The sequence below is a fragment of the Deinococcus sp. NW-56 genome (assembly GCF_002953415.1).
Taxonomy (GTDB): domain Bacteria; phylum Deinococcota; class Deinococci; order Deinococcales; family Deinococcaceae; genus Deinococcus.
Map to the genome: position 1 here is coordinate 2587945 of NZ_CP026516.1, position 26247 is coordinate 2614191.

30 protein-coding genes, 1 tRNA gene and 1 pseudogene are annotated in these 26247 nt (G+C 70.4%); 9 read left to right on the forward strand and 23 right to left on the reverse strand.

Annotation, left to right across the window (positions count from 1 at the left end; all coding sequences use genetic code 11):
* Positions 1 to 42: 42 nt before the first annotated feature.
* The 5 genes from C3K08_RS13020 to C3K08_RS13040 all read right to left on the reverse strand — a co-directional run bounded on the left by C3K08_RS13020 (position 43) and on the right by C3K08_RS13040 (position 5759).
* Positions 43 to 1548: an Ig-like domain-containing protein gene (locus tag C3K08_RS13020; RefSeq protein ID WP_158679931.1), complete on the reverse strand. Its 1506-nt coding sequence runs from the start codon at positions 1546 to 1548 to the stop codon at positions 43 to 45.
* Between the two features lie 274 nt (positions 1549 to 1822).
* Positions 1823 to 3064, reverse strand: coding sequence for a pitrilysin family protein (locus C3K08_RS13025; protein ID WP_104991682.1), 1242 nt, complete (start codon positions 3062 to 3064; stop codon positions 1823 to 1825).
* Positions 3061 to 4341 (reverse strand): pitrilysin family protein, encoded by a 1281-nt coding sequence (locus C3K08_RS13030; RefSeq protein WP_104991683.1) that lies wholly within the window; start codon positions 4339 to 4341, stop codon positions 3061 to 3063. The genes C3K08_RS13025 and C3K08_RS13030 overlap by 4 nt, the downstream gene beginning before the upstream one ends.
* A gap of 56 nt (positions 4342 to 4397) precedes the next feature.
* Complete coding sequence (locus C3K08_RS13035; protein WP_104991684.1) at positions 4398 to 5300, reverse strand: RluA family pseudouridine synthase; 903 nt, start codon at positions 5298 to 5300, stop codon at positions 4398 to 4400.
* Positions 5301 to 5303: 3 nt separating this feature from the next.
* Positions 5304 to 5759 carry an arsenate reductase ArsC gene (locus C3K08_RS13040; RefSeq protein WP_104991685.1) on the reverse strand — a complete coding sequence of 152 codons (456 nt, stop codon included), beginning with the start codon at positions 5757 to 5759 and terminating at the stop codon, positions 5304 to 5306.
* 80 nt (positions 5760 to 5839) lie between these two features.
* Here C3K08_RS13040 and C3K08_RS13045 point away from each other — a divergent pair, with 80 nt between their 5' ends.
* Complete coding sequence (locus C3K08_RS13045) at positions 5840 to 6358, forward strand: M23 family metallopeptidase (RefSeq protein WP_104991686.1); 519 nt, start codon at positions 5840 to 5842, stop codon at positions 6356 to 6358.
* Positions 6359 to 6382: 24 nt separating this feature from the next.
* Here the strand turns inward: C3K08_RS13045 and C3K08_RS13050 are convergent, their stop codons facing one another.
* From C3K08_RS13050 to C3K08_RS13065, 5 genes are read right to left on the reverse strand one after another with little or no spacing between them, the layout of a single operon-like run.
* Positions 6383 to 6985, reverse strand: a complete 603-nt coding sequence (locus C3K08_RS13050; RefSeq protein ID WP_104991687.1) for a histidine phosphatase family protein — start codon at positions 6983 to 6985, stop codon at positions 6383 to 6385.
* A complete protein-coding gene (locus C3K08_RS13055) occupies positions 6982 to 7293 on the reverse strand; it encodes a hypothetical protein (protein WP_104991688.1) in 312 nt (103 codons plus the stop codon). The genes C3K08_RS13050 and C3K08_RS13055 overlap by 4 nt, the downstream gene beginning before the upstream one ends.
* The gene (locus C3K08_RS18575; protein ID WP_234009087.1) at positions 7290 to 8246 is read right to left on the reverse strand and encodes an NUDIX domain-containing protein; all 957 of its coding nucleotides are present in this window, start codon (positions 8244 to 8246) and stop codon (positions 7290 to 7292) included. Before C3K08_RS18575 ends, C3K08_RS13055 begins: the two co-directional genes overlap by 4 nt.
* Positions 8243 to 8890 (reverse strand): nucleoside deaminase, encoded by a 648-nt coding sequence (locus C3K08_RS18580; protein ID WP_234009088.1) that lies wholly within the window; start codon positions 8888 to 8890, stop codon positions 8243 to 8245. The genes C3K08_RS18575 and C3K08_RS18580 overlap by 4 nt, the downstream gene beginning before the upstream one ends.
* A complete protein-coding gene (locus C3K08_RS13065) occupies positions 8887 to 9492 on the reverse strand; it encodes a diguanylate cyclase (RefSeq protein ID WP_104991689.1) in 606 nt (201 codons plus the stop codon). Before C3K08_RS13065 ends, C3K08_RS18580 begins: the two co-directional genes overlap by 4 nt.
* A gap of 252 nt (positions 9493 to 9744) precedes the next feature.
* On the opposite strand from C3K08_RS13065, the gene groES reads away from it, so the two are divergent.
* The 3 genes from groES (at position 9745) to C3K08_RS13080 (ending at position 12415) form a co-directional block, all read left to right on the forward strand.
* On the forward strand, positions 9745 to 10032 hold the full coding sequence (gene groES, locus C3K08_RS13070) for a co-chaperone GroES (protein ID WP_104991690.1): 288 nt from the start codon (positions 9745 to 9747) through the stop codon (positions 10030 to 10032).
* 49 nt (positions 10033 to 10081) lie between these two features.
* A complete protein-coding gene (gene groL / locus C3K08_RS13075) occupies positions 10082 to 11725 on the forward strand; it encodes a chaperonin GroEL (protein ID WP_104991691.1) in 1644 nt (547 codons plus the stop codon).
* Between the two features lie 162 nt (positions 11726 to 11887).
* Positions 11888 to 12415 carry an ATP-binding protein gene (locus C3K08_RS13080; RefSeq protein ID WP_104991692.1) on the forward strand — a complete coding sequence of 176 codons (528 nt, stop codon included), beginning with the start codon at positions 11888 to 11890 and terminating at the stop codon, positions 12413 to 12415.
* Between the two features lie 56 nt (positions 12416 to 12471).
* Here C3K08_RS13080 and C3K08_RS13085 read toward each other — a convergent pair whose 3' ends face one another.
* From C3K08_RS13085 to trmH, 3 genes are all read right to left on the reverse strand, one after another.
* Positions 12472 to 13716 (reverse strand): 2,3-bisphosphoglycerate-independent phosphoglycerate mutase, encoded by a 1245-nt coding sequence (locus C3K08_RS13085; protein WP_104991693.1) that lies wholly within the window; start codon positions 13714 to 13716, stop codon positions 12472 to 12474.
* 84 nt (positions 13717 to 13800) lie between these two features.
* A complete protein-coding gene (locus C3K08_RS13090) occupies positions 13801 to 14619 on the reverse strand; it encodes a TerC family protein (protein ID WP_104991694.1) in 819 nt (272 codons plus the stop codon).
* A 47-nt stretch (positions 14620 to 14666) separates the two neighbouring features.
* On the reverse strand, positions 14667 to 15329 hold the full coding sequence (trmH, locus tag C3K08_RS13095; protein ID WP_104991695.1) for a tRNA (guanosine(18)-2'-O)-methyltransferase TrmH: 663 nt from the start codon (positions 15327 to 15329) through the stop codon (positions 14667 to 14669).
* A gap of 96 nt (positions 15330 to 15425) precedes the next feature.
* Here trmH and C3K08_RS13100 point away from each other — a divergent pair, with 96 nt between their 5' ends.
* Positions 15426 to 16241 carry a peptidoglycan-binding domain-containing protein gene (locus C3K08_RS13100; protein ID WP_104991696.1) on the forward strand — a complete coding sequence of 272 codons (816 nt, stop codon included), beginning with the start codon at positions 15426 to 15428 and terminating at the stop codon, positions 16239 to 16241.
* A gap of 188 nt (positions 16242 to 16429) precedes the next feature.
* Here C3K08_RS13100 and C3K08_RS13105 read toward each other — a convergent pair.
* The 6 genes from C3K08_RS13105 to C3K08_RS13130 form a co-directional block, all read right to left on the reverse strand.
* Positions 16430 to 16506 (reverse strand) — tRNA-Arg (locus C3K08_RS13105).
* Between the two features lie 36 nt (positions 16507 to 16542).
* The gene (locus tag C3K08_RS13110; RefSeq protein ID WP_104991697.1) at positions 16543 to 17166 is read right to left on the reverse strand and encodes a hypothetical protein; all 624 of its coding nucleotides are present in this window, start codon (positions 17164 to 17166) and stop codon (positions 16543 to 16545) included.
* Positions 17163 to 17894 (reverse strand): hypothetical protein, encoded by a 732-nt coding sequence (locus C3K08_RS13115; protein ID WP_104991698.1) that lies wholly within the window; start codon positions 17892 to 17894, stop codon positions 17163 to 17165. The genes C3K08_RS13110 and C3K08_RS13115 overlap by 4 nt, the downstream gene beginning before the upstream one ends.
* Before the next feature lie 57 nt (positions 17895 to 17951).
* Positions 17952 to 19355, reverse strand: a complete 1404-nt coding sequence (lpdA, locus tag C3K08_RS13120; protein ID WP_104991699.1) for a dihydrolipoyl dehydrogenase — start codon at positions 19353 to 19355, stop codon at positions 17952 to 17954.
* A gap of 103 nt (positions 19356 to 19458) precedes the next feature.
* Positions 19459 to 20583, reverse strand: a complete 1125-nt coding sequence (gene hemW / locus C3K08_RS13125) for a radical SAM family heme chaperone HemW (RefSeq protein ID WP_104991700.1) — start codon at positions 20581 to 20583, stop codon at positions 19459 to 19461.
* A gap of 40 nt (positions 20584 to 20623) precedes the next feature.
* Positions 20624 to 21112 (reverse strand): hypothetical protein, encoded by a 489-nt coding sequence (locus C3K08_RS13130; RefSeq protein WP_104991701.1) that lies wholly within the window; start codon positions 21110 to 21112, stop codon positions 20624 to 20626.
* 144 nt (positions 21113 to 21256) lie between these two features.
* On the opposite strand from C3K08_RS13130, the pseudogene C3K08_RS18585 reads away from it, so the two are divergent.
* Together C3K08_RS18585 and C3K08_RS13140 are read left to right on the forward strand one after the other, a co-directional pair.
* Positions 21257 to 21508 (forward strand): annotated as a pseudogene (locus C3K08_RS18585) (helix-turn-helix domain-containing protein); the annotation flags it as partial.
* Positions 21496 to 22281: an IS630 family transposase gene (locus C3K08_RS13140; RefSeq protein ID WP_104991621.1), complete on the forward strand. Its 786-nt coding sequence runs from the start codon at positions 21496 to 21498 to the stop codon at positions 22279 to 22281. The pseudogene C3K08_RS18585 and the gene C3K08_RS13140, both read left to right, overlap by 13 nt.
* Positions 22282 to 22289: 8 nt before the next feature.
* Here the strand turns inward: C3K08_RS13140 and C3K08_RS13145 are convergent, their stop codons facing one another.
* The gene (locus C3K08_RS13145) at positions 22290 to 22652 is read right to left on the reverse strand and encodes a hypothetical protein (RefSeq protein ID WP_104991702.1); all 363 of its coding nucleotides are present in this window, start codon (positions 22650 to 22652) and stop codon (positions 22290 to 22292) included.
* 175 nt (positions 22653 to 22827) lie between these two features.
* On the opposite strand from C3K08_RS13145, the gene C3K08_RS13150 reads away from it, so the two are divergent.
* Both C3K08_RS13150 and C3K08_RS13155 read left to right on the forward strand, forming a co-directional pair.
* The gene (locus C3K08_RS13150) at positions 22828 to 23289 is read left to right on the forward strand and encodes a helix-turn-helix transcriptional regulator (RefSeq protein ID WP_158679932.1); all 462 of its coding nucleotides are present in this window, start codon (positions 22828 to 22830) and stop codon (positions 23287 to 23289) included.
* A 121-nt stretch (positions 23290 to 23410) separates the two neighbouring features.
* On the forward strand, positions 23411 to 24067 hold the full coding sequence (locus C3K08_RS13155) for an ImmA/IrrE family metallo-endopeptidase (protein WP_104991704.1): 657 nt from the start codon (positions 23411 to 23413) through the stop codon (positions 24065 to 24067).
* A 21-nt stretch (positions 24068 to 24088) separates the two neighbouring features.
* Here the strand turns inward: C3K08_RS13155 and C3K08_RS13160 are convergent, their stop codons facing one another.
* The 3 genes from C3K08_RS13160 to C3K08_RS13170 are packed head-to-tail and all read right to left on the reverse strand — an operon-like array spanning position 24089 to position 26203.
* Positions 24089 to 25693, reverse strand: coding sequence for a DUF4038 domain-containing protein (locus C3K08_RS13160; protein ID WP_104992079.1), 1605 nt, complete (start codon positions 25691 to 25693; stop codon positions 24089 to 24091).
* A 20-nt stretch (positions 25694 to 25713) separates the two neighbouring features.
* Entirely contained in the window at positions 25714 to 25962 is a 249-nt protein-coding gene (locus C3K08_RS13165; protein ID WP_104991705.1) for a hypothetical protein, read from the reverse strand.
* 1 nt (position 25963) lies between these two features.
* Positions 25964 to 26203: a hypothetical protein gene (locus tag C3K08_RS13170; RefSeq protein WP_104991706.1), complete on the reverse strand. Its 240-nt coding sequence runs from the start codon at positions 26201 to 26203 to the stop codon at positions 25964 to 25966.
* Positions 26204 to 26247 lie beyond the last annotated feature (44 nt).

Genomic DNA, 26247 nt, shown 5'->3' on the forward strand with positions numbered 1-26247 from the left:
ATCTCCTGTACTCCGGCGCGGGGCCGGGCGAGAGGCGAACGCCTAACGGCGGCTGAGAGACAGACGGTAGAGATTGGTCGGTCGGTCGTCGGTCGCGCGTGGATCGTCGAAGATGCGGAAACTGGTCACCACAATGTAGTACGTTCCTTCCTGCGGGAGGTTGAACAGCAGCTCGGCGTCGTAGCCGGGTCCGCTGTCGTCATCCTGCTCGAATACGGTCTTGCCGTCGGGCAGCAACACCTGCACGTAGGGGTCGAGGGTGCTGTTCGGGAAGGGACCGCCCGACCCACTGACCGTGACGCGCAGGCGGTCGTCGGCAGCCCCGGTGAAGCGGTAGATGTCGATGTCGCGTGGGTTGCCCGCGATCACCCCGTCAATGCTCTGGCCGATCTGGACCGGGGTGGCCCGGTCCACGAAATCGCCCGCGTCGATGGCGACGGCCAGCGTGGTCCTGGCCTCGGCCGTCTGCCCGGCCGTGTCGTAGGCCCGCGCCGTGAGCGTCCGCGTGCCCCCCTGCGCCGCCCCGAAGCTGAGCGAGACCGTGTAGGGGGCCTCGCGGTCCACGCCCACCCGCTCGCCGTCGAGCAGGAATTCGACCCGGTCGATGCCCCGGTCATCCTGGGCGGTGGCCGTCAGGGTGACGGGGTCCTCTCGGGTGATCGTGAGCGCATCGGGCACGAGGCCGACCGTGGGGGGCGCGTCCGCGCTCGGCACCACGTTGACCGTCAGGGAACGGCTCACCTCGGTGACCGCGCCCCGGTCGTCGACGATCCGGATGCGCAGGGTATGCGGCCCGTTGTCCGCCGCTCCATACGTGAGATCGGTGCTGTAGGGGGCCTGCTCGTCGGTCGCCACGAGGCGGCCATTGTCGTAGACCTCCACCCGCGCGAGCAGGCGTCCCGGCGCGGGCTTCACGGTCACGGTGTAGCTTGTCGGGCTGCTCTGCACCACCGCCACCTCCGCGCCCTGCGGCCCTGCTGGCGACCCAGGCACCGTGACCGTCAGCGCCGATTCGGCCGTATTGCCCGTCGCGTCCGAAGCCACGGCCCGGTAGATCCATTCGCCCGCGCCCAGCGCGGTCAGGTCGTCACGGAACGTGTAGGGCGCGGCCGTGTCCTCGCCCAGCCGGGTCGCGCCCCGGTAAAAGGTCACTCCTGTCACTCCGGTGTCGTCGGTGGCGGTCGCCGTGAGGTCAACCGGGCCAGGCACCGCCAGGGTCTGGGGCGCGGCAGAGAGGCGCACGGTGGGCGGCTGGGTGTCGGCGCCTCCCGCTCCCGCGACGGCCACGGTCAGGACCGCGCTGGCCTCGCCGCGGTTGCCCGCCGCGTCGGTCGCCACAGCCCGCAGCGTATGGGGACCGTTCTCGGCGGCCCCGTAGCTCACCGCAGCTTCAAAGGGCGCCTCGCGGTCAGTGCTCAGCAGCCGCGTACCGTCGTAGAACGTCACGGAGACCACGCCCACCTCGTCGGATGCCTCGGCCCGCAGAGAAACAGGGGCGCTGGTCTTCACGACCGCCGTACTGGCCTCCAGCCGCACCGCTGGAGCCACTGTGTCGACTCCGGGGGCGGGAGGTCCTGGCCGCGCGGGGGCACTAGGAGCCGAGCTGGGGCCACAGGCACACAGCAGGCTGGTCAGGAGGGTTAGGAGGCAGAGGGGTCGGTTCATCAGAGTCCTATGGAGGCCAGGCCGAATTCACGGAACAGAGCCAGACGACAGCCACTGTTGGGCGGCCCGACGGCCGGGTGGCCTCGATTCGCAGTTCCTTCGGTGACCGCACTATAAGACTCTGCTGAGCGTAGGACAAATGTTACTCATGTCACCCTCACCACCGGGGGGTCGAGCGCACCTTCTCCGGCCCCAGCCCCAACCCCGTCGCCCCCACCAGCGGGCACCGGCCCAGCACCCCCCGCACCTCCTCCAGCGTCACCCGCTCAAAACGGGCCACCTGCTCCTCCGTGCTCAGGGCCTCGCCGAGCACGAGGGCGTCCATACCCAGCGAGAAGAGGCGGCCTCCCGGCGTCTCTGCCCGCAGCAGGGTGGACACCGCCAGCTTGCGGGCGGCGCGGCGTACCCGCTCGGGCGTCAGCCTGCCTTCAGCGGACCGCAGCACGTCCAGATAGGCGGCGTGCACCTCCGGGAGGCGCTCCGGATCGCAGGAAAAGCCGCCCTCGAAGGTGCCCACGTCTACGTAGTCCAGATGCGCCAGGTCCGCGCTGTCAGCCAGCCCGGTGTCCAGCAACGCCCAGTAGAGGTCGCCGTTCTCGCCGCCGATCAGTTCGGCCAGCACTGCCGCCGCCTCGCGCAGCGGGTGACGGGCGGACACACCGGGCAGGGCAAACGCCGCCTGCACCCGGCTGAGGTTGTTGTCGTGCAAGAAACGGAAGGTGCCGGGGTGACGCGGCACCGCCGGGGCAAGAGCGGGGACCGGGAGGCCGCTCGGCCAGTTCGCCAGTTCCCGTGCCGCCCAGGCCTCCACCGCGCCCAGGTCGAAGGCGCCCACCACGGTCAGGGTCACCCGGCTGGCCCCGTAGCGCTCCTGCCAGTTGCGGGCCAGCACCTCGCGCGTCAGCCCACCCACCGTCTGCGGCGTTCCCAGGATGGGGTGACCCAGCCCGTGCCCGCCCCAGTAGTCGGCCCGCAGCTCGTCGGCCACGCGCACGGCGGGCTGCTCGGCGTACATGGCGATTTCCTCCAGAATCACGCCGCGCTCAGCCTCGATGTCGGCCTGGCGCAGGGCGGGGCGCAGCAGTTCGGTCAGCGTGTCCAGCAGTTCGGGCGTCTGCTCGGGCAGGGTCGCCGCGTGGTAGACGGTCGCTTCCTCGCCAGTAAAGGCGTTGGCGTGCCCGCCGAGGTCGTCCAGGCGGGCGTTCAGCTCGGCGGCCGGGACCGACCCGGACCCCTTGAACATCAGGTGTTCGAGGAAGTGGGAGGCGCCGAGTTCTTCGGGGCGCTCCTCCCGCGCCCCGGTCGCCACGAAGTAGCCCGCCGCGACGGTCTGGGCGGCCTCGTCGGGCTCCAGCAGCAGGGTCAGACCGTTCGGGAGCCGCCGCTCGCGCAGGGTCATGCGGCCTCCCCGGTGCCCTGGCCCGCCGCCTCCGGCCCCAGGGTGACCACCGTGGCCCCGGCGAGAGGGTCGTATCCGGTGAGGAAAGCGTTCACGTCCTCCAGCGTCAGGTCCGACACCGCCGCCCGCAGCTCCGCGAGGGGGCGCACCCGGCCGAAGAGGGCGAGGTCGCGGGTCAGGCCCCCGGCCCGCGAGCGCAGGCTCTCGGCGCCGAAGACCACCCCGGCGAGCAGGCCGCGGCGGGCTCGCTCGAACTCGGCCGCCTCCAGCCCGGCACCCAGGCGGCCGAGTTCCGCGAGCAACACCTCCAGCGTCTCCGGAGCGCGGCCCGGCGTGCTGCCCGCGTAGACGCTGACAAACCCCTGCCCCCCCAGCACCACGGGCGAGGCCCCCACGCTGTAGGCCAGCCCGCGTTCCTCGCGCACGGCGTGGAAGAGGCGGCTGGCACTTCCCCCCGACAGGGCCGTCAGCGCGAGCTGCCAGCGCAGCCAGTCGGGGCTGAGGGGGGGGACGCCGGGCGCCGTCACGCTGAGGTGGGTCTGCTCGGCTTCCGGGTGCGGGACGTGGGCACGGGCACCGGGCACGAACCGCGCGGGAACGACCTGCGGCTCCCCGCCGTTCCAGCCCGCGAAGGCTCGCTCCACGAGGCCGCGCACCTCGGCTGGCTCGGCGTCGGCCACGATGCCCAGCACGCTGCCCCGCGCCGGGCACCGGGCGTGGAAGGCCCGAAGCCCCTCTACCGTCAGGCGCGAGAGGCCCTCCCGCGTGCCGCTGGCGGGGTGGACATAGCCCGCGTGGGGCGAGGCGGAGTCGGGCGGGAAGGCCACCCGCCGCGCCTCCACCGCGAGGCGGTCGGGGGGGCTTTCCTCCAGCGCCTCCAGGTCCTGCCGGGCGAGGTCGGTCAGGATGGACAGTTCCTCCGGCGGCAGATGGGGCCGCAGCACGAGGTCGGCGGCGAGGCCCAGCGCGGCGGGCAGGTCGGCGGTCAGGCCGCTGAGGCTCACGCGGGTCGCCTCCGGCCCCACGCCCCCGCCCCGCCGCACGCCGAGGTCGTCGAAGGCGTCGCCCAGGGCGCGGGCGTCCCGGCCCCCGGCCCCCTTGGAGAGCCACTCTTCGAGCACGCCTGCCGCCCCCTCCTGCCCGCGCGGGTCGTGGGCGCTCCCCACGGGGATTCGCAGGTCGAAGGCGAAGCCCGGCCCCCGGCGGCGCTCGAAGGCGACCGTCAGGCCGGAGTTCAGGGTCCAGAGGTGGGTGGGCGGGGCGGGGGACAACGTCACCGGGGGAGTGTAGCGGCTGGGCCGCAGGCGGCTGGGAGCCAGGTTGCAGTCCTTCCCTACTCCCCGGCCCGCCGCAGCGCCGCCGGAGGCTCCGCCCGCAGGGTCAGGCGCTCGCCCGTCACTGGATGGGTCAGGGTCAGGCGCTCAGCGTGCAGGAGGTAGCCGAGGTCACCGGGGAGGCCGGGGTCGTCCTCGCGGGGCAGGCCGCCGGGGGCATAGAGGGGGTCGCCCACCAGGGGGTGCCCGGCCGCCGCGAGGTGGATGCGAATCTGGTGGGGCCGCCCGGTGTGGAGGTCTACCTCGAAGAGGGTCGCCTCCGGGCGCCTCTCCAGCACCCGCGCCACGCTCAGCGACGGCTTCCCCGCCATACTCGCCGCGTACACGGTGCCCAGCCGGGGGTGCGGCACCGGGCCGATGGGCGTGGTGAGCGCCCGCTCCTCCCAGTCGGGGTGGCCGGTACCCAGCGCCCGGTAGACCTTCTCGATCTCGTCGGCCCGCCACGCCTGCGCGAGTGTCGCCGCCGCTGCCCCCGTGAGGGCGAACAGCACCAGCCCCGAGGTGCCGCGCCCCAGCCGGTGCAGGGGCCGCGCCTCCGGCCAGCGTTTCTGGACCTGGGTCAGCAGGGTACCCTTCAGAAACCCGCCGCCCGGCAGCGTGGGCAGGCCGGAGGGCTTGGCGACCGCGAGAATCGCCCTGTCCTCGTGGACGACTCCGAACTCCAGCGGCACCGCTTCCTCCTCCCAGGGGGGACGGTGCCAGTCGAGCCGCTGACCTGGGCGCAGCTCCTCGCTGCCGTGGGCCGTCGCGCCGTCCAGCCGCACCTCGCCCGCTTCCAGCCGGGAGCGCCACGCGGCCTCGTCCGAGTGCCCGTGCGCCCGCGTGAGGTAGGCCAGCACGGTCAGGCCCCGCGCCCAGGTGGGGACGCGCTCGCGGTAGACGTAGCCGGAGTTGAGCGGCATGGCTCAGGCGACGGCCGGACTCTGCGTGTAGCTCGGTGGCACGGGCCGCCCCCCGGCCAGCGCCTCCACGAAGGCGGTGAACTGCACCTCGATCTGGTCCCGCACCGCCCGCCAGCGCTCCAGTGAGCCGCCCGACGGGTCGACAAAGGGATAGTGCAGCCGGATGGTGGGGCCGGGGTAGACCGGGCAGGCCTGCGCCGCCGAGTCGCAGACGGTGATCACGTAGTCGAAGAGCTGTGGGTCCGGCAGGTCGTGCAGCGTCTTGCTGCGGTGCCCGTCCAGACTCAGGCCCCGCTCGGCCATCACGGTCCTCGCCTCGTCCTTGACGCGGGTGGCCTCGGTTCCGGCGGAGTGGACCTCCAGCGCGGCCCCCGCGCGGCGGGCCGCCTCGCGCGTCAGGGCCTCCGCCATCTGCGAGCGGGCCGAGTTGTGGGTGCAGAGAATCAGGACGCGGGTCACGCGCCCAGGATAGGCCGCGTCCCCGCCCGACCGTGGGAACCCTCGCCCTGCCCCGCCCAGCTTGCCCCCATGCTGGGAGGGTGCGCCGTGTCCTCCGCTTCCTGCTGATCCTCGCCGTGCTTGCCGGAGCCGCCTACCTGCTGTGGCCCTACTTGGAGAATGCCCGGCGCTACTCGGCTCTGCTCGCCGCCCCCACGCCTGCCGAGGGCAGCCTGCCCAACCCCCTGCCCGGCCAGCGCTTTGTGGACACCTGGGGCGCGGCCCGCTCCGAGGGGCGGCGGCACGAGGGGGTGGACATCTTCGCGCCGCGCAATACGCCGATTCTCGCCACGACGCCGGGCGTGGTCGTCAACGTGGGCGAGAACCGTCTGGGAGGACGCACGGTGATGGTCCTGGGGCCGGGCGGGCAGCGGCACTACTACGCCCACCTGGAGCGCTACCGCGAGGACCTGAAGGAAGGCGACTGGGTCGAGGCCGGAGACGTGGTGGGCTACGTTGGGGACAGCGGCAACGCGCGGGGCACGCCGCCGCACCTGCATTACGGCATCTATGAGATGGGCGGGGCGATCAATCCGTATCCACTGCTGCGGGGGGAGTAGCGGCCAGTTTCCAGCCGCCAGCGGTCACAGGTGCGGCGTGAGGTTCACGCCCGTCACCAGCGCCGTATGGCTCGTCCGCGACAGTTCCACGGTGGCGAAGGCCGTGTCCCCGAAGCGGAACCAGGCCCGGTGCGCTCCGGTCAGCTCGCGCAGCATGGCGTTCAGAAAACCGCCGTGCGACACCACCAGGGCATGCTCTCCCCCGCCCTGCCAGATCAGCTCCAGCGCGAGCAGGGCGCGGGCACGGATGGCCGCCTGCGACTCGCCGCCGTCGCGGGTCAGGGGCGAGAGGTCGTGGCGGAAGTCGGGAATGGGGTACCTCGCCCGCGCCTCCGCGTGGGGCAGCCCGGCGATGGGGCCATTGTCGTGTTCCATCAGCAGCGGCGTCGGCGTGAAGGGGAGGGCCAGCGGCCGAGTCACGATCTGCGCCGTCTCGTGCGCCCGGACCAGCGTTGAGGCGTAGGCCCGGTCGAAGCCCGGCGGGTGGGCCTGCCAGTGGGCCGCGAGTGCCCTTGCCTGGGCGCGACCTACCTCGGTGAGCGGCGAGTCATAGCGGCCCTCGTGCACGTTCTCGTCGTCGGCGCGGCTGCGGCCGTGGCGCAGCAGGGTGAGGCGGAAAGAGGTCATAACTCCACGGGTTGCAAACTCGTCGGGTAAACCAGCAGATAGGACCCTGCCGGAAACCTGAAAGAACGGACGACTTCAAGCACCGCAGTAATGACCCTTTGAGGCTCGTGCCGGGCATGCTCGTCAATCTCTATACTCAACTCGAATACACCCATCCCTACCCCGACACCAGAGACATGCCCCATCGCCCAGGCGCTGAGCGCTGACTGCAGGGCTTCTTCAATTCCGTCACAGTCTTTCAAGTTGAAGTCGTCCGTGATTGGGAATATCAACTCGATAAACTCCACTCTGGAGGCGTCCTCAGTCATTGCGTCCTCGTCCCCAGCACGACAGTCTCGCGGCGGCTCACGCTGACCTCGGTGCAGAACAGGAGCGGGTGGGCGAAGAGGGCCTCGCGCAAGGGGTCACCGCCGTGCAGCCGTTCCGGTAAGAAGGCAGGCGGGCTGAGGTCATCCACCACCAGCAGCCCGCCGGGGCGCAACGCATTCACGAGGGCATCCAGACTTTCCTGGCCTTTCGCCGGAGCGCAGTCCACGAAGATCAGGTCGAAGGGGCCGCCCGTCAGGGCTTCCCGCCAGTCGGCATAGCGGACCTCGGCGCGGGGGTCGCCTGCTAGCAGGGAGGCGACGGCTTCTGCGCATGCCGGGTCCGCGTCCACCGTCAGGAGCCGCGCCCCAATAGCCATGCCCGACAGCAGCCAGGCCGTCCCCACCCCCCAGCCGCTGCCCAGCTCCAGCACCCGCCCGCCGGGATGCGAGGCGGCCAGCGTTCTGAGCAGTCGCCCGGTTTCGAGGGAGCAGGAGTGGGAAAAACCGTGTGCCTGCGCCCCCGCCACCGCGCGCGCGACGAGCGGCGGCAGGGCCAGGGCCAGAGGCGTCTCTCCCCGAGGGGCGAGCACCTGCCGCAGTTGCACGTCGTCGGCCCAGGGCAGCGAGCGCGGGTTGACCCAGGCGACCGGGCGGCCCTCCGGACTCGGCTCCAGCGCGAGCAGCCGCAGGGGGAAGCACTCGGCCTCCACGCCCGATGTGCCCCGCAGGGTCATGGGGTCCCCGGCCACCTCGCAGCGGGCGCCCGCCTCCTCCCAGGCCTCGCGCACCGCCGCCTGCGCCGCCGTCTCGCCGGGGTGAATGCCGCCGCCGGGAAGCGTCCAGCCGCCCCATTCCAGCCCGGTCATCAGCACGCGCCCGTCCCCACGCTCGATCCACGCGCAGGCCCGGCCCACCCGCGTGGGCGAGGGGGAGAGATTAACGAAGGACTTCACGCGGGCACCTCCAGCAACAGCGGCCGGGCCTGGGCGAAGGGCGCTTGCCGGGACCGCAACGCCGCCAGCGTGCCGGAAGCGTGCAGGTGCTCCGCCGCCCGCAGATCCAGCGGGTGCGTCCGCCGGTACTCGCGCAGCAGCGAGGACTCCAGCGCCGCGTGGCCTTCCTCCAGAAAGCCGACGAGCGCCAGCCGCAGCGCCGCCGACTGCACGGCCTCCGGCGCCCGGCCCACCCGAATCCCCTTGCGGGCGACGTAGGGATCGTCCGTCAGCAGCCGGGTGCAGCCCGCCCACGGGTCGGGCGCGGCGTACTCGACCGCCCGCAGGCCGCTCATGGCGATGGCCCCCGCGCACTGCGGGCAGGGTTCCACCGTTGTGAGGACCGTCCAGCCGTACACCTCCGGGCGCGGCACCTCCCGCAAGTTCAGCAGGGCATTGATCTCGGCGTGCGCGAGGTCGTGGCCGGAGATAAAGCCCCGTTCGACGGCCCGCCCCTCGCCCAGTCGGTTGCGCCCCCGCGCGATCACCTTGCCCTGCGGGTCCACCACGACGGCCCCGATGGGGTAGGAGCCGTGGCCGTACCCCGCCCACGCCTCGGCCAAGGCGTCGTCCCAGGGGGACCGTACCCAGGAGCCCTGACTCACAGCTCCCCCCGGTACTTCTCCACCAGATCGTCCAGCGCTTCCCGCAGCAAGGACGCCTCGGTGCGGCCCAGCGCCCCCGACAGTTTGGAGAGGCGCTCAAGCTGACTCTTGGGGTAATAGTTGGACTTCAGGACCATCTTGCTCTCCACATAGATGCAGGCCCGGCCCCGCCCCTCGCGTTTGGCCCGCAGCAGCGCCTCGTCGGCGGCGCGTTGCAGGTCGGCAAAGGTGTGGGCATGGGCAGGCCGCGCCGCCAGCCCCACGCTCAGGCCCAGCGTGCGCGGCCAGTGGGGGTCGCGGTGGATGTGGAAGTGCCGGATCACCTCGTCGAGGAGGATCAGGGCCGTTTCCGCCGCCGTCTCGGGGAGGAGGGCCGCGTACTCGTCACCCCCCAGCCGCCCGATCACGCTGCCGGTGGGCAGGCTGCCCGAGAGCAGCCGCTCGACGCCGCGCAGTACCCGGTCTCCCTCGGTATGCCCCAGCGCGTCGTTGAGCGTCTTGAAGTGGTCGAGGTCGAGCAGGGCCAGGGTCACGGGGGCGCCGCGCAGCTCCTCGAACGCGGCCTCGAACGCGGAGCGGGTCAGGATGTCGGGTCTGGGCATGAAGAACCTCCTGGGTGGGATGTCCCACCGTACATCATGCGGTCTTACATATATATGTCTGATCTTTTATGTGGGGGCGATGGACAGGAATCTACCGTCTCAGCCGACCTTGAGCGCCTCAGACTCAGATTGTTGCCTCTGTGGAGTTGACATTCTTGAGTCCATGCGACTAGGATTCCGTCTGGAACGGCGAAAACCGCTCAGCCTGGGCGGAGGTAGCCCCAACGCATCTCATCCACAGGAGGTTCATCCATGCTGAAACCGTTAGGTGACCGTGTACTGGTCGAAATCGTCGAGGAAGCCGAACAGAAGACCGCCGGGGGCCTGTACGTGCCCGACACCGCCAAGGAAAAGAGCCAGCGCGGCAAGGTCATCGCCGTGGGCAACGGCAAGATGCTGGACAACGGCACCCGCGTGGCGCTGGACGTCAAGGAAGGCGACACCGTGTACTTCGCCAAGTACGGCGGCACCGAAGTGACGCTGGAAGGCAAGAACTACTCCATCCTCAGCGAACGCGACATCCTCGCCATCGTTGAATAATCCCGCCCCTGGCGACCCCAACCCCCATTCCATCCCAGGAGGAACTCCCATGCCCAAACAGCTTGTGTTTGACGAATCCGCCCGTCGTAGCCTTGAGCGCGGCGTCAACGCCGTCGCCAACGCCGTCAAGGTGACCCTGGGGCCGCGCGGCCGCAACGTGGTCATCGAGAAGAAGTTCGGCTCCCCCACGATCACCAAGGACGGCGTGACCGTCGCCAAGGAGATCGAGCTGGAGGACAAGCTCGAGAACATCGGCGCCCAGCTCCTCAAGGAAGTCGCCTCCAAGACGAACGACATCACGGGTGACGGCACCACCACCGCCACCGTGCTGGGTCAGGCCGTCGTGAAGGAAGGCCTGCGCAACGTGGCCGCCGGGGCCAACCCCCTCGCCCTGAAGCGCGGCATCGACAAGGCTGTGGCCGTCGCCATTGAGGAGATCAAGAAGCTCGCCGTGCCCGTCGAGGACAGCGACGCGATCAAGAAGGTCGCCGGAATCAGTGCCAACGACGAGGCCGTCGGCCAGGAAATCGCCAACGCGATGGACAAAGTCGGCAAGGAAGGCGTCATCACCATTGAGGAGTCCAAGGGCTTCGACACCGAAGTGGACGTCGTGGAAGGGATGCAGTTCGACAAGGGCTACATCAGCCCCTACTTCATCACCAGCCCCGACACGATGGAAGCCGTCCTCGAAGACGCCTACATCCTGATCAACGAGAAGAAGGTCAGTGCCCTCAAGGACCTGCTCCCCGTGCTGGAAAAGGTCGCGCAGACAGGCCGCCCCCTGCTGATCATCGCCGAGGACGTGGAAGGTGAAGCGCTCGCCACGCTGGTCGTGAACAAGCTGCGCGGCACCCTGAACATCGCTGCGGTCAAGGCCCCCGGCTTCGGTGACCGCCGCAAGGAAATGCTGCGCGACATCGCTGCCGTGACCGGTGGGCAGGTCGTCTCCGAGGACCTCGGCCACAAGCTGGAGAACGTCGGCATGGACATGCTGGGTCGCGCCGCCCGCATCCGCATCACCAAGGACGAGACCACCATCGTGGACGGCCGGGGCAACCAGGCCGAGATCGACGCCCGCGTGAACGCGATCAAGGCTGAACTCGACTCCACCGACTCCGACTACGCCCGCGAGAAGCTCCAGGAGCGCCTCGCCAAGCTGGCGGGCGGCGTGGCCGTGATTCGCGTCGGCGCCGCGACCGAGACCGAACTCAAGGAGAAGAAGCACCGCTACGAGGACGCCCTCTCCACCGCCCGCTCGGCGGTCGAGGAAGGCATCGTCGCGGGCGGCGGCACCACGCTGCTGCGCGTCATCCCCGCTGTCCGTGCGGCCGCTGAAGGCCTGACGGGTGACGAGGCGACCGGTGCCCGCATCCTGATCCGCGCTCTGGAAGAGCCCGCCCGCCAGATCGCCGTGAACGCGGGCGAGGAAGGCAGCGTTATCGTGAACGCCGTCATCAACTCCGACAAGGTCCGCTACGGCTTCAACGCCGCGACCGGCGAGTACGTCGAGGACATGGTCGCCGCTGGCATCGTCGACCCCGCCAAGGTGACCCGCACGGCCCTCCAGAACGCCGCCAGCATCGGTGCGCTGATCCTGACCACCGAGGCCATCGTCTCCGACAAGCCCGAGAAGGAAAAGGCGGCCCCCGCGGGCGGCATGGGCGGCGGCGACATGGGCGGGATGGACTTCTAACCAAGAGCGGGTAAGCCTGCGTTGGCGGGGCAAGAAAGGTGAGGGGCCGCCCCCAAACCTAAGGCCACCAAAACGCAGAGCAGGAAGGAGCCGGGGCGTTGCGCCCCGGCTCCTTCCTTTTGATGGATGTAGCGGGCAGAAGGAGGCCCTAGCTTGGCCCCCATGCCGCCCACCCTCCTCGTCATCTCGGGACTTCCCGCCTCCGGCAAAACCCACCTCGGCTCGCGGCTGGCGCGGGAGCTGGGGTGGCCCTTCGTGAGCAAGGACGACTACAAGGCGATTCTGCACGGGCACCTGCCGGACCTGACCCGCGCTCAGGCCGGACCACTGAGCTTTGAGCTGATGTACCACGTCGCCGGGGTGGTGCTGGCGGCGGGGGGCGACGTGGTTCTGGAGACGCATTTCTACCGGGGCGTCAGCGAGCCGAAGATAGAAGGGCTGGCGCGGGCGCACGGCGCCAGGCTCGTCCAACTCTTCTGCGAGGCTCCGCTGGATGAGCTGCGGCAGCGACATGCGGCGCGGGTGGCCTCGGGTGCCCGGCCCTACATCGACCTGCCCTTCGACCACGCCGAGTTGCCGGAGAGGGCGTGCTGGACACCGCTGAACCTGAACGGGCCGCTCCGCCGGGTGGAGACCACCCAGCCCCAAGACATAGCCGACCTCACCCGCTGGGTGCGGGATCAGGGCTGAGGGGAAGGTCCCACCCCGGAACCCTCCCCCTTAGGCTGACCGCTGGCGACTTGGCCTTACGCGCCGTACTTGTTCAGCTTCAGCGCGTTCGCCATGAGCAGCGGCATCACGTCGGTGCCCCGGCGCAGGCCCAGGCTGCCCTTCCCCGCCTCCTCCTCGGTGTAACGGGCGGCCAGGTCCTTGCGGCCATAGCGGCTATTAATCAGCAGCGGCACGGGGTGCCAGGAGTGGCTGGCGAGCTTGCTGGGGGTGGAGTGGTCGCCCACGATGCACAGCACGTCGGGCTGCAACTCGCGCAGGCGGGGCAGCAGGACGTCGAACAGCTCGATCTTCTTCACCTTGGCGTGGAAGTCGCCGTCCTCGCCGGTCGAGTCGGTCTTCTTGACATGGAAATAGAAGAAGTCGTACTCGGCCCAGTGCGCGGCCAGCGCAGCCACCTTGCCGTCGAGCGCGTCTTCCTCGCCCTCCACCTCCAGCACGTCCATCCCGACGAGGCTGGCGAGGCCCTTGTACATCGGATAGGACGCGATGCAGGCGGCCCGCAGCCCGTAGGTGTCCGCGAAGGACGGGAAGTGCGGCACGTCGCTGTACCCCCGGAACAGCACCCCGTTGACCTGCGGTTCGTCCGCGAGGGCCGCCTCGGCGCGGGCGACGAACTCGTTGACGAGGAAGGCGGTGCGCTCGCTGGTGGGGTCGCTGCCCACCGCCGTCTGGGGCGGCACGCCGGTTACCTGCGGGTCCACGTCGCTGATGTTGGCGCCCAGGCCCTGCCCGGCCTCGTCCACCCCCTGCGAGCGGAAGACCACCACGAAGCGGTGCTCGGACTCGGTGTAGATCTCGACCGGGGTGCCGTCGATCTCGGGAATGGCCGCCCGCAGCCTTGCCACGATCTCGGCATTTTTCTCGTCGCTGGGACGCCCGGCGCGGCGGTCGGCGATCACCCGGCCCACCCCCAGCGAGGCGAAGTTGCCGCGCACGGCCACGTCCCCGGCCCGCAGGCGCACGCCGATGCCCACCGCCGAGAGTGCTCCCCGGCCCACCACGTAGCGCAGCGGATCGTACCCGAAGAGGCTGAGGTGCCCCGGCCCGCTGCCTGGCGTGATTCCGGCGCCCACGAGTTCGACCTGCCCGAGTTGCGACTCCAGCGCCAGCGCGTCGAGGTTGGGCGTCGTGGCCGCCGCGAGTTCGGTGTCCCCGTTCACCGTGAGGGGCAGGCCGCCCACGCCGTCGAGCACGACCATCAGGATCTTGCTGTCGGTCTTCTTGGCGAGGTGGCGAATGGTGTCCATCAGGTCGCTCATGGGGCCTACTCTAGACCGCCCGGCACAGGAAGGGGGGCCACCCCCACGTGGAAGGTGGCCCCCGGAACCGGGGGGGAGGGGGGCTCAGCGCCCGTCCACCCGGCCGTCGGCGGCGTCGGCGACGGTGGCGTCCATCTCGCCCACGATGGCTTCCGCCTTGCGCTCGGCGGCGGGCTCACTCATGGCGGGCTTGCGGGTGGCGATAAAGGTGCCAATCACGGCGATGGCGACCATCACGGTCCAGAAGAGGGGCTGCGGCATGTGGAAGGTGGGCACCGCCGGGAAGACCTCGTGGGCGGCTTCCAGTGTCTCCACGCCGAGCTTCACCGCGATCCAGCCCACCAGCGCGTAGGCCACGTTGTCGAGCGCCGGGTAGCGGTTGAGCAGCTTCAGGAAGAGGGTGGCCGCGATTCGCATCAGGATCAGCCCCATCACGCCGCCGATCACCACGATGGTCAGGCCCTGCTCGCGCGGCATGTCGCGCGGGATGAGCGCCACGCCCGCCAGGATGGAATCCACCGAGAAGGCGAGGTCCGTGAGGTTGAGCAGCACCACGGTGGCCCAGAAACCCCGGCCCCGCGCACTCGCGGCGGCCTCGTCCTCGCTGTGCCCCCGCTTGGTGAAGTGGCTGATGGCGAGGTAGGCGAGGTACAGGGCACCGAAGGCCCGCAGCCACCAGTATTCCAGCACGTAGGAAGCCAGCAGCACGCCTAGAATCCGCAGCACGACCGCACCGCCGATGCCGTAGGCCAGCGCCTTGCGGGCAAGGTCACCCTTGAGGTGCCGCACCATGACGGCCAAGACGAGGGCGTTGTCCGCCGAGAGCAGACCTTCCAGCAGCAGCAGGGTGCCGAGAATCGCCCACGTCTCGGCATTGAAAGGAGGCAGTTCGAGATTGAACATAATCGGGTCAGTCTAACGGCCCGGCTGGTAAGGGTGGGCGGCGGCGTTCAGACGATCTGCCCCTCTTCGTCCAGTGCCGGGTAGGACTCGCCGCGCTCGCGGTAACCGGGGGCGAGGTCCGGGTAGCCCCACTCGAAGGCGAGACGGGTGAGGTCCTCCGGAAGAAGCTGCGGCGCGTCGTACATCCCGGCGGCGAGGCGCTGGCGCTGCGCCTCGAAGAGGATGGTCGCGGCGGCCACCGACACGTTCAGGCTCTGGACCATCCCGAACATCGGCACGACGATGTTGGCGTCGGCGGCCTCGGCGGCCTCGTCGGACACACCCCACTTCTCGGCGCCCAGCAGCACGCAGGTGGGGCGGGTGTAGTCGGGCTCGCGGTAATCCACGCTGCGCTGCGAGAGGTGGGTGGCGAGCACCTGAAAGCCCCGGCCCTGGAGGTCGCGCACGGCGCTGATGGCGTCCGCGTGCGCCTGCACGGGCACCCATTTGTGGGCGCTGCCGGAGGTGGCCGCGTAGGTGTGGCCCTCGAAGGCGGCGAGGTGACCGCCCTGGGGCGGAACCGCGTGGGCTTGCAGCACGCCGACCGCGTCGCAGGTCCGCACGATGGCCGAGAGGTTGTGCGGCTTGTTGACCTCGTCCATCAGGACGGTCAGCGTGGGCTGGCGCCGCCGCAGGACCCGCAGAATCTTCTGGTAGCGTTCGGGCGTCATCGGGCCAGAGGCTAGCGCACGGCGCTCAAGCCGCGCTCAACCCTCCCCGGCCCGGCACTCAGGCCCCGTCAGCTTGCGGGTGATAGCACTGGGGGTATGAAGTTCGCCCCCTCCCTGGCCGCCCTGCTGGCCTCTGCCGCCCTCGCCGCCCCGACCGCACGGGACGTGAACCGGGCTGCGACCCGCGCCGCCGGGGCACTCGACGGTGTGCTGCGGACCTGCCCCACGAGCTTCGCGCGGGTGGGCACGCCGAGCAAGCAGTGCGTGGGCGCGAGTGGCAGCGTGGAGAGCCTGCGCGGCAAACTCAGCGCGGCGCTGGGAGACGACCTCTACGGCGTGTGGCGCAGCCGCGACGGCCAGCGCAGCGTGTACAACTGGGTCCGCACGACCGGGGGCTACGTGTATCTGCGCGTGCAGCCTGACCCCGAAGGCCGCGCCGGATCGCTGCTCTACTTCGACCTGCCCCCCGAGAGCGAGGGCGGCGCGGCGGCGACCCAGGCCGCGCCCCGCGTAACGGTGAAGCCCACGCCCGCCCCGGCGGCAACCACCCCGGCGCCCCGGCCGAGCCCCACACCTCCAGCGGCTCAGACTCCCCGCCCGGCTCCGGCGGCCACGGCCACGCCTGCCCGCTCGCTCGCCCCGGTTCCCTTTACGCGCCCCCTGCGGCTGCAAGCCCAGCGCATGAACGGTGCCGATGTCCGCGCGGCGCAGGACCGCCTGATCGCCCTGACCCGGCCCAGCGGCGGCGGGCGCGGCGACGGCTGGTACGGCCCGGTCACGGCGGCGACGGTGCGGGCCTTCCAAGCGGCCAACGGCCTGCCGGTGACGGGAACCCTGGACCGCGCGACGTGGACCCGGCTGTTCAGCGAGCAGGCCCGGCCCTTCCCGGCGAGCAGCATCGACCTGCCTTGAACCCACGCGCTGCCCAGGAAAAGCTCCCGCATGGTGTCGGGAGCGGTAGACCCGACTTCACCCGGCCGGGTTGAGTTGTGGAACACCCTCAGTGTGGGGGACCTGCATGCGAATCCGATTTGGGCGGAGTCTGCGGGTCTTCATAGAAGGCAAGGCCGCCCTGGCCTTGGGGCTAGGGGCGGCTCAGGTGGTGCACTCGACTGGATTCGAACCAGTGGCCTGCCCCTTAGGAGGGGGCCGCTCTATCCAACTGAGCTACGAGTGCGTAGCGGCAGGAGTATAGCAGTAGCCCCGGTTCCGGTTACTGGCTGGTGATCGGCGTGGGGACGTGCAGCTCGTAGCGCCCCAGCCCCTGGCTCTGGAGGCTGCGCCGGTAGGTGCTCTGGCCGCTGGGCAGGTACACGTAGTGTTCGGCGCGGCTCCAGCCTGCGGCGAACTGCCACTGCTGCCACATGTCGGGGATGGCCGTCTTGAAGGTCGCCGTGACGGCCTGTTCCGCGTAGACGGCGCGGTCGTGGGTCATCAGGTTCAGGCTTTCGTCCGCCGCCCGTTGGCCGTTGCCGTCGCGGTCTTGCCACATCACCCAGTGCAGCAGCAGCACGGGGGTCCCGGGGGCGCTCACCTGAAGGTCGTTGGCGCCTTCCGGGAGCCAGTCCTCAATGGGCCGGGCCTGCCTGGCCTGGTCCCGCCAGAGGGCCGGGTTGACCTCGGTCCGGGTGGCTCCGGCGGTCACGGCCTGCTGGTAGACGCTCTCGCCCGCCTCGGTCAGCAGGCTGAGATACACGGTGGTCCCGGCGGGAGCGGCGGGGTGGCGCACCTCCACGCCGGTCGGCAGTTCCGGGCGGCCCCCGGTGGGCGAGGTCGGCCCCACGCCCGTGCCGCAAGCGGTCAGGGGCAGCAGGGACAGCAGCAGCAGGCGCTTCATTTCTGGCCTCCGCCCAGGGGCAGGCCCTGGCTGGTGAAGTAGTCGGTGCGCTCGTGCAGGCGGATATTCAGCCGCTCGTCGGCGGGCGGCAGGCTGTTCATGCTCACCAGGTACCGGTCCGGCGTGGCGGTGGGGTGCAGCACCTGATGGCGAACCAGCGACCAGCCCCCATTGCGGCTCCCCGTCTCGGTGCTGCGCCCGTCGGGGCTGACGAAGCGGTAGGTGAAGGCCTCGGTCGCGTAGCTGTAGAGGTCGTGCGTCTCGTACAGCACCTCGCCCGACTCCGGCGCCCCGTTGCGGTTGGTGTCGCGGAACAGCATGAAGTAGAGGTTGCAGGTCCTGACCGTGTTCGGCGTGACCGTGACCTCCCGCATCCCGGCCGTCTCGCCGCCCAGGAAGGAGGTGGTGCAGGCAGCGTTCTTGGCCCACATGTCGAGGCGATACCCGTCCAGGAGCAGGTTGGCCGAGGCCACGGCTGGGCCGGAGAGCGGCGTGAAGTTCACCACCTGGGACTGGTAGCCCCCGGTCTTCTCGTCGTTCACGAAGGCGACGGCGGCGAGCTTCACGTCCGTGGTGTCCTGAACCGTGGGGAACGTGAAGGAGAGTTGCGAGGGCGGCAGATAGGGCGGCGGCGTCGGGCCAGGACGGGGGCAGGCCGTCAGCAGCGACAGGCAGAGGGCACTGACCCCCAGCAGCCGCACCGAAAAAGAGCCGGGAAGGGTAATCACCCCCCGACTCTATACCGTGACTTTGACACGTTTCGGCAGATTTGCCGGAAGCCCGCCTCAGCGGTTCATGATGTGAATCGCCTGCTTGTGGACGGCTTCGGCGGCTTCCAGCACCGTCTCGCCCAGGGTGGGGTGGGCGTGGATGGTCAGGGCGATGTCGGTGGCGGTTGCCGCCATCTCCAGCGCGAGGCTGGCCTCGCCCAGCATGTCCGAGGCGTGCGGCCCCACGATATGAACGCCGAGCAGCAGGTCGGTATCCTTTTCCACCACCATCTTCACGAAGCCGTCGGTCTGCTGCAGGGTCATCGCGCGGCCCGACGCCGAGAGGGGGAACACGCCGGTCTTGACCTGATAACCCTTTTCCTTGGCCTCGATCTCGGTCAGGCCCACCCAGGCGAGTTCGGGCGAGGTGTAGACGACGCCGGGAATGGCGACGGCGTCCTGCGCGGCGGGCTTTCCGGCGATGACCTCGGCGGCGACCAGCCCTTCCTTCATCGCCTTGTGCGCCAGCATGGGATTGCTCGCCACGTCACCGATGGAGTAGATGTGAGGCACGTTGGTGCGCTGCTGCTGGTCGGCGGGGATAAAGCCCCGGTCGGTGACATGCACGCCCGCCGCCTGCGCGTTCAGCCCGTCGGTGCGGGGACGGCGGCCCACCGCCACGAGCACCCGGTCAAAGACCTCCACCCGCTTCTCGCCGGTCTTCACGTTCTCGATCTCGACGTGGATGCCGTCGTCCTTCTGAACGGCGGAGTTGGCCTTCGTCTCGGTCTCGAACTCGATGCCTTGCTTCTTCATCGCCTTGCCGAACTCGCGCACGGCGTCGGCGTCCGCACCGGGAATGATGTTCGGCAGAAACTCGATGATGCGGACCTTGGAGCCGAGGTTGTTGTACACGTGCGCGAACTCGAAGCTGATCACGCCGCCGCCCACGCACAGCATCCGCGCGGGGATGGGGTCGGGCACCACGAGCGCCCCGGTCGAGTCCACGATGCGCCCCTGGTCGACCTCGATGCCGGGCAGGCGGGCAGGTTCCGACCCGGTGGCGATGATGATGTTCGCCGCCGTGTAGGTCTGGTCGCCCACCCGGACGGTGTGCTCGTCCACGAAGGAGGCCTGACCCTTCAGGTGCGTCACCTTGTTCGCCTTGAAGAGGCTGCTCACGCCGCCCGTCAGCTTCTTGACGATGCCGTCCTTCCAGCCGTTGAGCTGGGCGATATTCAGCGTCTGCTCGCCGAACGAGAGGCCGAACTCGGAAGCGTGGCGGGCCGCCGCCATCTGCTCGCCCGCGTGCAGCAGGGCCTTGGTGGGAATGCAGCCCACGTTGAGGCACACGCCGCCCACCGAGTCGCGCTCGGCGCAGGCCACCTTGAGGCCGAGTTGCGCCGCGCGGATCGCGGCGTGGTAGCCGCCCGGCCCGGCCCCGATCACGAGCACGTCAAAGTCCATCTGCTTGGTCATGAGGGGCAGTCTACCGTCCCCCCGGGGGCCGTCCGTGTCCCGTGCCGGAAGTCGGAGTCAGGGCGGCCATCAACGCGGCTGGTGAGTCCGGGCAGACGGGACGCTACGCCTCCAAGAAGTCCGTGACCACCCGGTTGAGCACCCACCAGCCCTGCGGCGTGGCCCGCAACCGTTCCCCCTCCAGCACGAGCAGGCCGCGCTCCACGTTGGCGGCGATGGGCACGGCATAGCGGGTCCGCACGTCCACCCCGCTGCGCCGCGACAGGTCGGCCAGGTCGAGTCCTGCCCGCAGCCGCAGCCCCATGAAGAGAGCGTCGGTGACGTAGTCCTCGGGCAAAATGGCCTCGGCCTCCCCCCCCTCCCCCGTAAGCCAGTCGTGGAGATGGGGGTTGGTGCGGCGCAGGGTGAGGGCCTCGCCCCCCGGACCCGCCGGATAGTGCCCCGCCGCCCCCGGCCCCAGCCCCAGGTAGGTGCGCCCCTCCCAGTAGGCGAGATTGTGGCGCGACTCCTGGCCGGGGCGGGCGTAGTTGCTGATCTCGTAGCGGGAGAAGCCGAGGTCGGTCAGGCGGGCCTCCGTCTCCTCGAAGCCCCGGCGCTCGTCGTCCTCCCCCACCGTCACGCCCCGGCGGGCGAACTCGGTGCCCGGCTCGATGGTGAGGGTATAGGCGCTGACATGCCCCACGCCCAGCTCGACGAGGCCGCGAATATCAGCCTCCAGCGGCTGTCCGGGCACCGCCGTGATCAGGTCGCCGCTCACGCGGAAGCCCGCCCCTACCAGCTCGCGCACGGCCTCCCGCGCCTGCCGGGCGTCGTGCTGGCGGCCCAGAAAGCGCAGGGTGGCGTCGTCCAGGCTCTGCACGCCCACCGAGGCGCGGTCGAATCCGAGGTCACGCCACAGGGCCACCCGCGCCGGACTGACCGTGCCCGGATTGATCTCCAGGGTGTTCTCGGCGCGGCCCCAGCCCAGGTGACGCCGGACGCTCCCCACCAGCGCCGTGATCTCCGCGTCGCGCAGGAAGCTGGGGGTGCCACCGCCGATATAGACGGTATCGAGGTCCACCGGGTACTCGTCCGCCAGCCGAGCCGCTTCCTCCTCCACCCGCTCCAGATACCGCTCGACCAGCCCGGCCCGCCGCGTCAGGACGTGGAAGTCGCAGTAGGGGCAGATGGTGGGGCAGAAGGGGACATGGACATACAGGTGGCGAACGGTGGGGTCGAGGGCGGGCACGGGGGCAGGGTACGCGGTGCGCGGGAGGCGGATTGGGGGCCTACCGCCCGTGCGGGGTGGCGTCCATCCAGGCTTCCAGGGCGGTGCGGACGCCCTCCGGGGAGACCACCACGACCGGCACGCCCAGCGACGCGGCGGCGCTCGTGGCGGGGCACTCGCCCTCCGCGCCGCCGAGGTCCAGGGCCGCCGTCCAGGCCGGGAAGGTGCCGCCCTCGCGGTAGACGACGCCGCCCCCGTCCTCCACCTCCTGCTCCGGCACCTTGACCTCCGGCCCGGCGGTCAGCGTCCGCCCTCCGACGATGAGCACGCCGCGCACGGGGCCTTCGTGCAGGGCGGCGAGCAGGGGCGTCAGGCCCTCGTGGACGAGCAGGCGGACCTCGCCCTTGCCGTCGAGGGCTTGCAGCGCGGCGGACAGTTCGCTCGCCCGCTCGGGGGGCGCGGCGACGAGCCAGCGGTGGCCCCCCGCCCGGCCCTCGAACAGGGCGCAGGCCGAGCCGTAGAGGTCCGTCCAGGTGCGGGTGTGGTTCATGGAGTCAGCATACCTAGTACAGCGTTTTTGAATTTGTCATAGTGAGGTATGAGCCGTCCTCTTCGCTATCCAGTGACTTTGAGTGCTGAGCAAGAACAGACTCTGCACGGCATGACCATGAAGGGCAGTGGCAAGGCGCGGGTCATGACCCGCGCCCGGATTCTGCTGCTGGCCCATCGACAGGTCACGGACTCGGCCATCAAGGACGCCCTCGGTATCAGCGTCCAGATGGTGCAAGCGACCCGAAAACGCTTTGCCCTGGGGGGACTGGACGCGGCGCTGTTCGATGCGCCGCATACGGGGCGACCCGCGAAGTTCGACGGCAAAGACCGGGCGGCCATCACCGCGCTGGCGTGCAGTGAGGCGCCCGAAGGTCACGCACAATGGAGTATTCGCTTGCTGGCAGAGAAGGCTGTAGAGCTGAACTTGGTCGACCACATCGCTCCGTCGACGGTGTTCTACATTCTGAAAAAAACGCGGTCCAGCCGCACCGCAAAAGGCAGTGGTGCATCGCGCACCTGACGGCGAATTTCCTCTGCGAGATGGAACGCGTTCTGGACGTGTACTCTCGGCCCTACGACGACCGTTTTCCCGTGTTGTGCTTCGATGAGCAACCCTGCTTCCTGATCGGTGACGTCATGGCCCCGGTTCCATCGGAACCGGGGCGAGTCGCCAAACAAGACTACGAATACCAGCGCTTTGGGAGCGCGGCTGTGTTGCTGGCCGTCGAGCCGAAAACAGGCCGACGGTTTGTCCAGGTCTGTGCCCGACGGACCGCCGAGGAGTACACCGCCTTCATGCAGAACCTGGAACGGGCCTATCCAGCAGCCGTCCAGATCACCCTGGTTCAGGACCACCTCAATACGCATCACGGCGGCAGTTTCTACAAGTTCATGTCGCCACAGGCGGCCCACCGGTTGGTGGGCCGCTTCGAGTGGGTCTACACGCCCAAACATGCCTCGTGGCTGAACATGGCAGAACTGGAATTCAGTGCCCTTCAGCGGCAGTGCTTGAACCGGCGTATTCCAGTGCTGGAACGGCTTCGGTCGGAAGTCGAGGCTTGGGTGGCAGCGCGTTCACGCGCGGGCGTCACCCTCAACTGGCAGTTCTCCACCCAGGTCGCCCGCCGGACGCTAGGACGGCACTACGAAGCCATTCGTATTAAATGAACGCTGTACTAGCCGCCCTCCCGCTCCAGCCGCCCCAGCAGGTCACGCGCCCGGCGCTCGCACCAGCCGGGGCCGAAGTGCCCGCCCGTCACGTCACGCAGGTAGTCCAGCAGCAGACGGCGGTCGAGGTGCAGGGCGGTCAGCTCGTCCTCCAGCCCGGCGAGGCGGCTGCGGGCGGCCTCCAGTTCGGCCTCTCGCGCCGCCACCTGCCCCCGCAACTCACCGATCTCGGCCCGGAACTCGCCGCGCAGCCCCGCCGCCTGGCTCCACGCCGTTTCCCGGCCCCGCAGCAGCAGCGTCAGCCCACTGATCAGCAGGCCGCCCACCCCGGTGACGGCGGCGAGCAGTTCGGTGGGGGTGAGTGGGTGCATGGAAAGACCTCCGGGAGATTGCGATGGGTCGCAACCCAGTGTTCTGCTGGAAGCGAATTCTGGCTCAGGGTTCGGTGCTGGACATTGTGGCGCCCAGGCCCTTGGACGTCAAGCGACGGATCGCAAGTTGGGTTGCGACTCGTCTCAGGAAGCGATACGCTATGGAACACCGACCATGACCCAGCCTGCTCCTGCCCTCTCCCCCGCCGAGGCGGGCGAGGTCCTGCGCCGCAAGCTGCGGGAGCGGGGGCTGACGCAGGCACAGTTGGCGGCGCGGGCGGGAATTCCCGACCCCGCTTACCTCAGCCACCTTCTGGGGGGGCGGGTCAACGTGGCCGAGTCCAAGTACCTGCGGGCCATCGCGGCGGTGCTGGGGCTGACGGCCGAGGAGCTGCGGCGGCTGAACCCGGCGCTGGTCGTGGAGGTCGCGGCCCCGGCCCTCCCCGCCCCGGACATCCCGGAAGGGCTGCGCGAGGCGGGCGAGCGGTACGCGGCGGTCGATCCCCTGATCGCGCACCCGAAGGTGCAGGCGGCGCTGGCGCAGGCGGGCAACTTCTACGGGCGCGGACCGCAGACCCCGCAGGAGTGGTTCCGGTATTTCGCCAGCGTGCGCGAGTGGATCGAGGTGGACCCGTGATACGAAATTGTGGTGAGTCGCAGACGCACCCGAGCGAAGCGAGCGGCAACAACTGCCGGCTGGCGGCGATGAAAGACCCTCCGGCGCTTTCCCGGAGGGTCTGGAAGCAGAGCAAGTCGGTATGAGCGAGCTGGGGGCGGCCTTTCTGGAGTTCGTGGACCGGGTCCACGCCGCGCACGGCCACGAGACCGACTTCTGGCGGCTGGCGGCCAGCCTGGAGATCCCGGTCGCGCCGGGACCCTACAACAGCACGGTGTCGCTGCCGCGCACGGTGATCACGCTGGAGGAGAGCGTGTACCGCAGCGAGCGGACCTTCGTGAAGATGCACGAGGTCAGCCACGCCCTGCTGCGCGACAGCGGCATCGAGGCCCAGTTGCGCTGGCAGACCGACTCGCCCGAGGAATTCCGCGCCCAGGTCGAGGCCTACTGCAACTACGGGGCCGCGCAACTCCAGATGCCGGGGCCGCTGCTGGAGCAGGCCCTGCGGCGCTACGGGGTGAGTCCGGGGGCCGTGCTGCATCTGGCCGAGGTCAGCCGCACCAGCCTGCCGGTGGCGATGCGCCGCCTGGTGTACGGGCGCCTGGAACCCGACGCGCACCGCGCCGCGTTTCTCACCCAGCGCAGCTACGTGCGCGACGTGGCGAGTGCGAACATCGCCCTCGACTTCGGGGTGGGCGCCCGCGTTCCCGAGATCGCGCTGCGGCAACCTGACGCCCGGCTGCGGCGGGTACCGCGCGAGTACGGGGCGGGGCTGGTGCTGGGGACGGTGGCGTGGTGAGGGCGGGGCTGAGGCTCCCTCTCACGGAGGGGGGACGGGCAGGGGAAAGTTGCGGGCCGCGTCGTCAAGCACCAGCACCCAGTCGTGGCCGCGGCCCCGCGAGGGTGCCTCGAAGGTGAGGTTGCCCGAGCGCGTGACCGTGCGAATGGGCTGGGTCTGCCCGGTGCGCGGGTTGTACCACGACGCCACGGTGCGGCCACCGGGCAGCCGCTCGCCCCGAACCCGGATGTCCCGACCGGCCGCCGTGTAGACCAGGGCGTACCCCGACCCCCGCAGGGCCTGAATCCGCTGCGGGCCGTCGTAGGCCTGAATGACCAGATCATCGTCGGGCACCCGGCCCAGGGGCGGCCTCGCTTCCATCAGGGTCCGCAGGTGGCGCATCTGCCGGGCGCCGGGCGCGTCCAGGGCCGCCTGCCAGGACTCGCGCGGCCCATTGACTCCGGCGCGGCCTTCATCCCACATCTGCCAGACCGAATGGTGCCCGTACGCGTGCCCGAAAGCCCCGGCAAAGACGCTCCAGTACGCCGCGTGGCGCACATCGGTGGCGTCCGAATAGCCCTGCCCGGCCGCGTCGAAGCACACCGGATGGTTCTCGTAGATGGGTTCGGCGTTCAACACCGGCTTGGCGGGTTTCAGGGCGCGGGTCTGCCCGATCATGGCCCAGGGGCGCCGCTCGCGGCAGTGGCCGCTCTGCCAGGTGTGGAAGTCCAGCCAGGGTTCCTCGTGGAACCACTCGGCCGACGTGCGGGCCGCGTCGGGGTGGTAGCTGATCAGCGCGGCCCCGGGGCTACCCATCCCGGCCTCCAGCCCCGCCGCCATCGCCCGCCAGATCGCCCGCCGCGCCCCGGTGTCGGCCGGGCGGTCGCCGCCCAGCAGCCAGATCACCTGCCTGTCCCGGTAGCGCCGGCCCAGAAACTCGCCGTAGGCGCGGGCCGAGGCGGGCGTGAACAGCGGCTCGTCGTTCACCCAGCGGCCCCAGGTCGGCAGCAGGGTCACGGTGAGGCCCCGCGCCGCCGCCTGCTCGAAGACGTAATCCAGATGGTCCCAGTAGTCGTACTCGGCGGCGTTCCCCGGACTCGCGCCGGGGGTGGTCGCGGGGCGGGCGGGGTCCCGGCCTTGCAGCGGGAGGTCACCGTGGGCATTGGGCACCGAGACGCCCTCCAACTCGGCCAGGGCGACGACTTGCACGGCCGTGAAGCCCTGCGCCCGGCGGGTGTCGAGGTAGTGGAGCACCTCGGCGCGGCCCAGGCGGTGGGCGAGTTCCCAGGCGGTGTCCGCGAGGTACGTGAAGGGCGAGCCGTCAGCCTGCACGAGAAAGCGGCCATCCGGCGAGACGGCCAGCCGGGGGGGTCGCGCCGGGGCAGGCACCGCCGCCAGCTTCCAGCGCTGGGCACAGCCCTCCTGCGGCTGGCCCACCTGGACGGGGGTGCCCGCCGCACCCTGCACGCCCAGCGCGAGGCCGCCGCAAGCGTTGGTCAGCCGGTAGGTCCCATCGCCGGGGGAGGCCGATTCCGCCCCCCTGGGACCCAGGCCACTCAGCGCGAGCAGGCCCAGCAGCAGGCCCCCCACGCACCCGGCGACCCGGCACACGCCCTTCACCACCACGGGAGCAGGACGACGGGGCATGGGCACCTCGTGGGGGGCCATCAGCCTCGGCCCAGCAGCCGGACACGGAACCCGTTTGCCCGGCCCTCCAGCCACTCGCTCACCCGGACCCGGACCCGGGGGCCGGCGTGCATCTCCGGCCCCCACCCGTCTTCCCCCTCCGGCACCGCACCGGGCAGCAGAAGGTTCAGTGCCAACCGCACGAACCCGCGCCCGCCTTCCAGAGTTTCGATCCGGCCGGGCACCGCCGCCCCGCGGCCACATTTCCTGGCGCTCTCGGCGCGCGGCACGTCAGACGTCCCCCATCGTCAGGCCCGCGGGGGGGTGACTCTGCACGGTGGGTTTGAGGGTTCGCAGCACCCGGCAGCTCAGGTGGTCCCGGAGGACCGGCAGTTCCTCGGCCAGCCGGGCCACCCCCGCGCGGAAGGAGGCTCCTTTCAGGCCGATGAAGCCGTGCCCGTACAGCCCGGGCATGATGGCGGGCAGGTCGTGGGGGGAAGCGGCGGGCGGGACGTCCTGGGTCACGGTCATGCGAGGGCCTCCCTGTCGGGGTCGTCCAGAGGTGAGAAACCGGG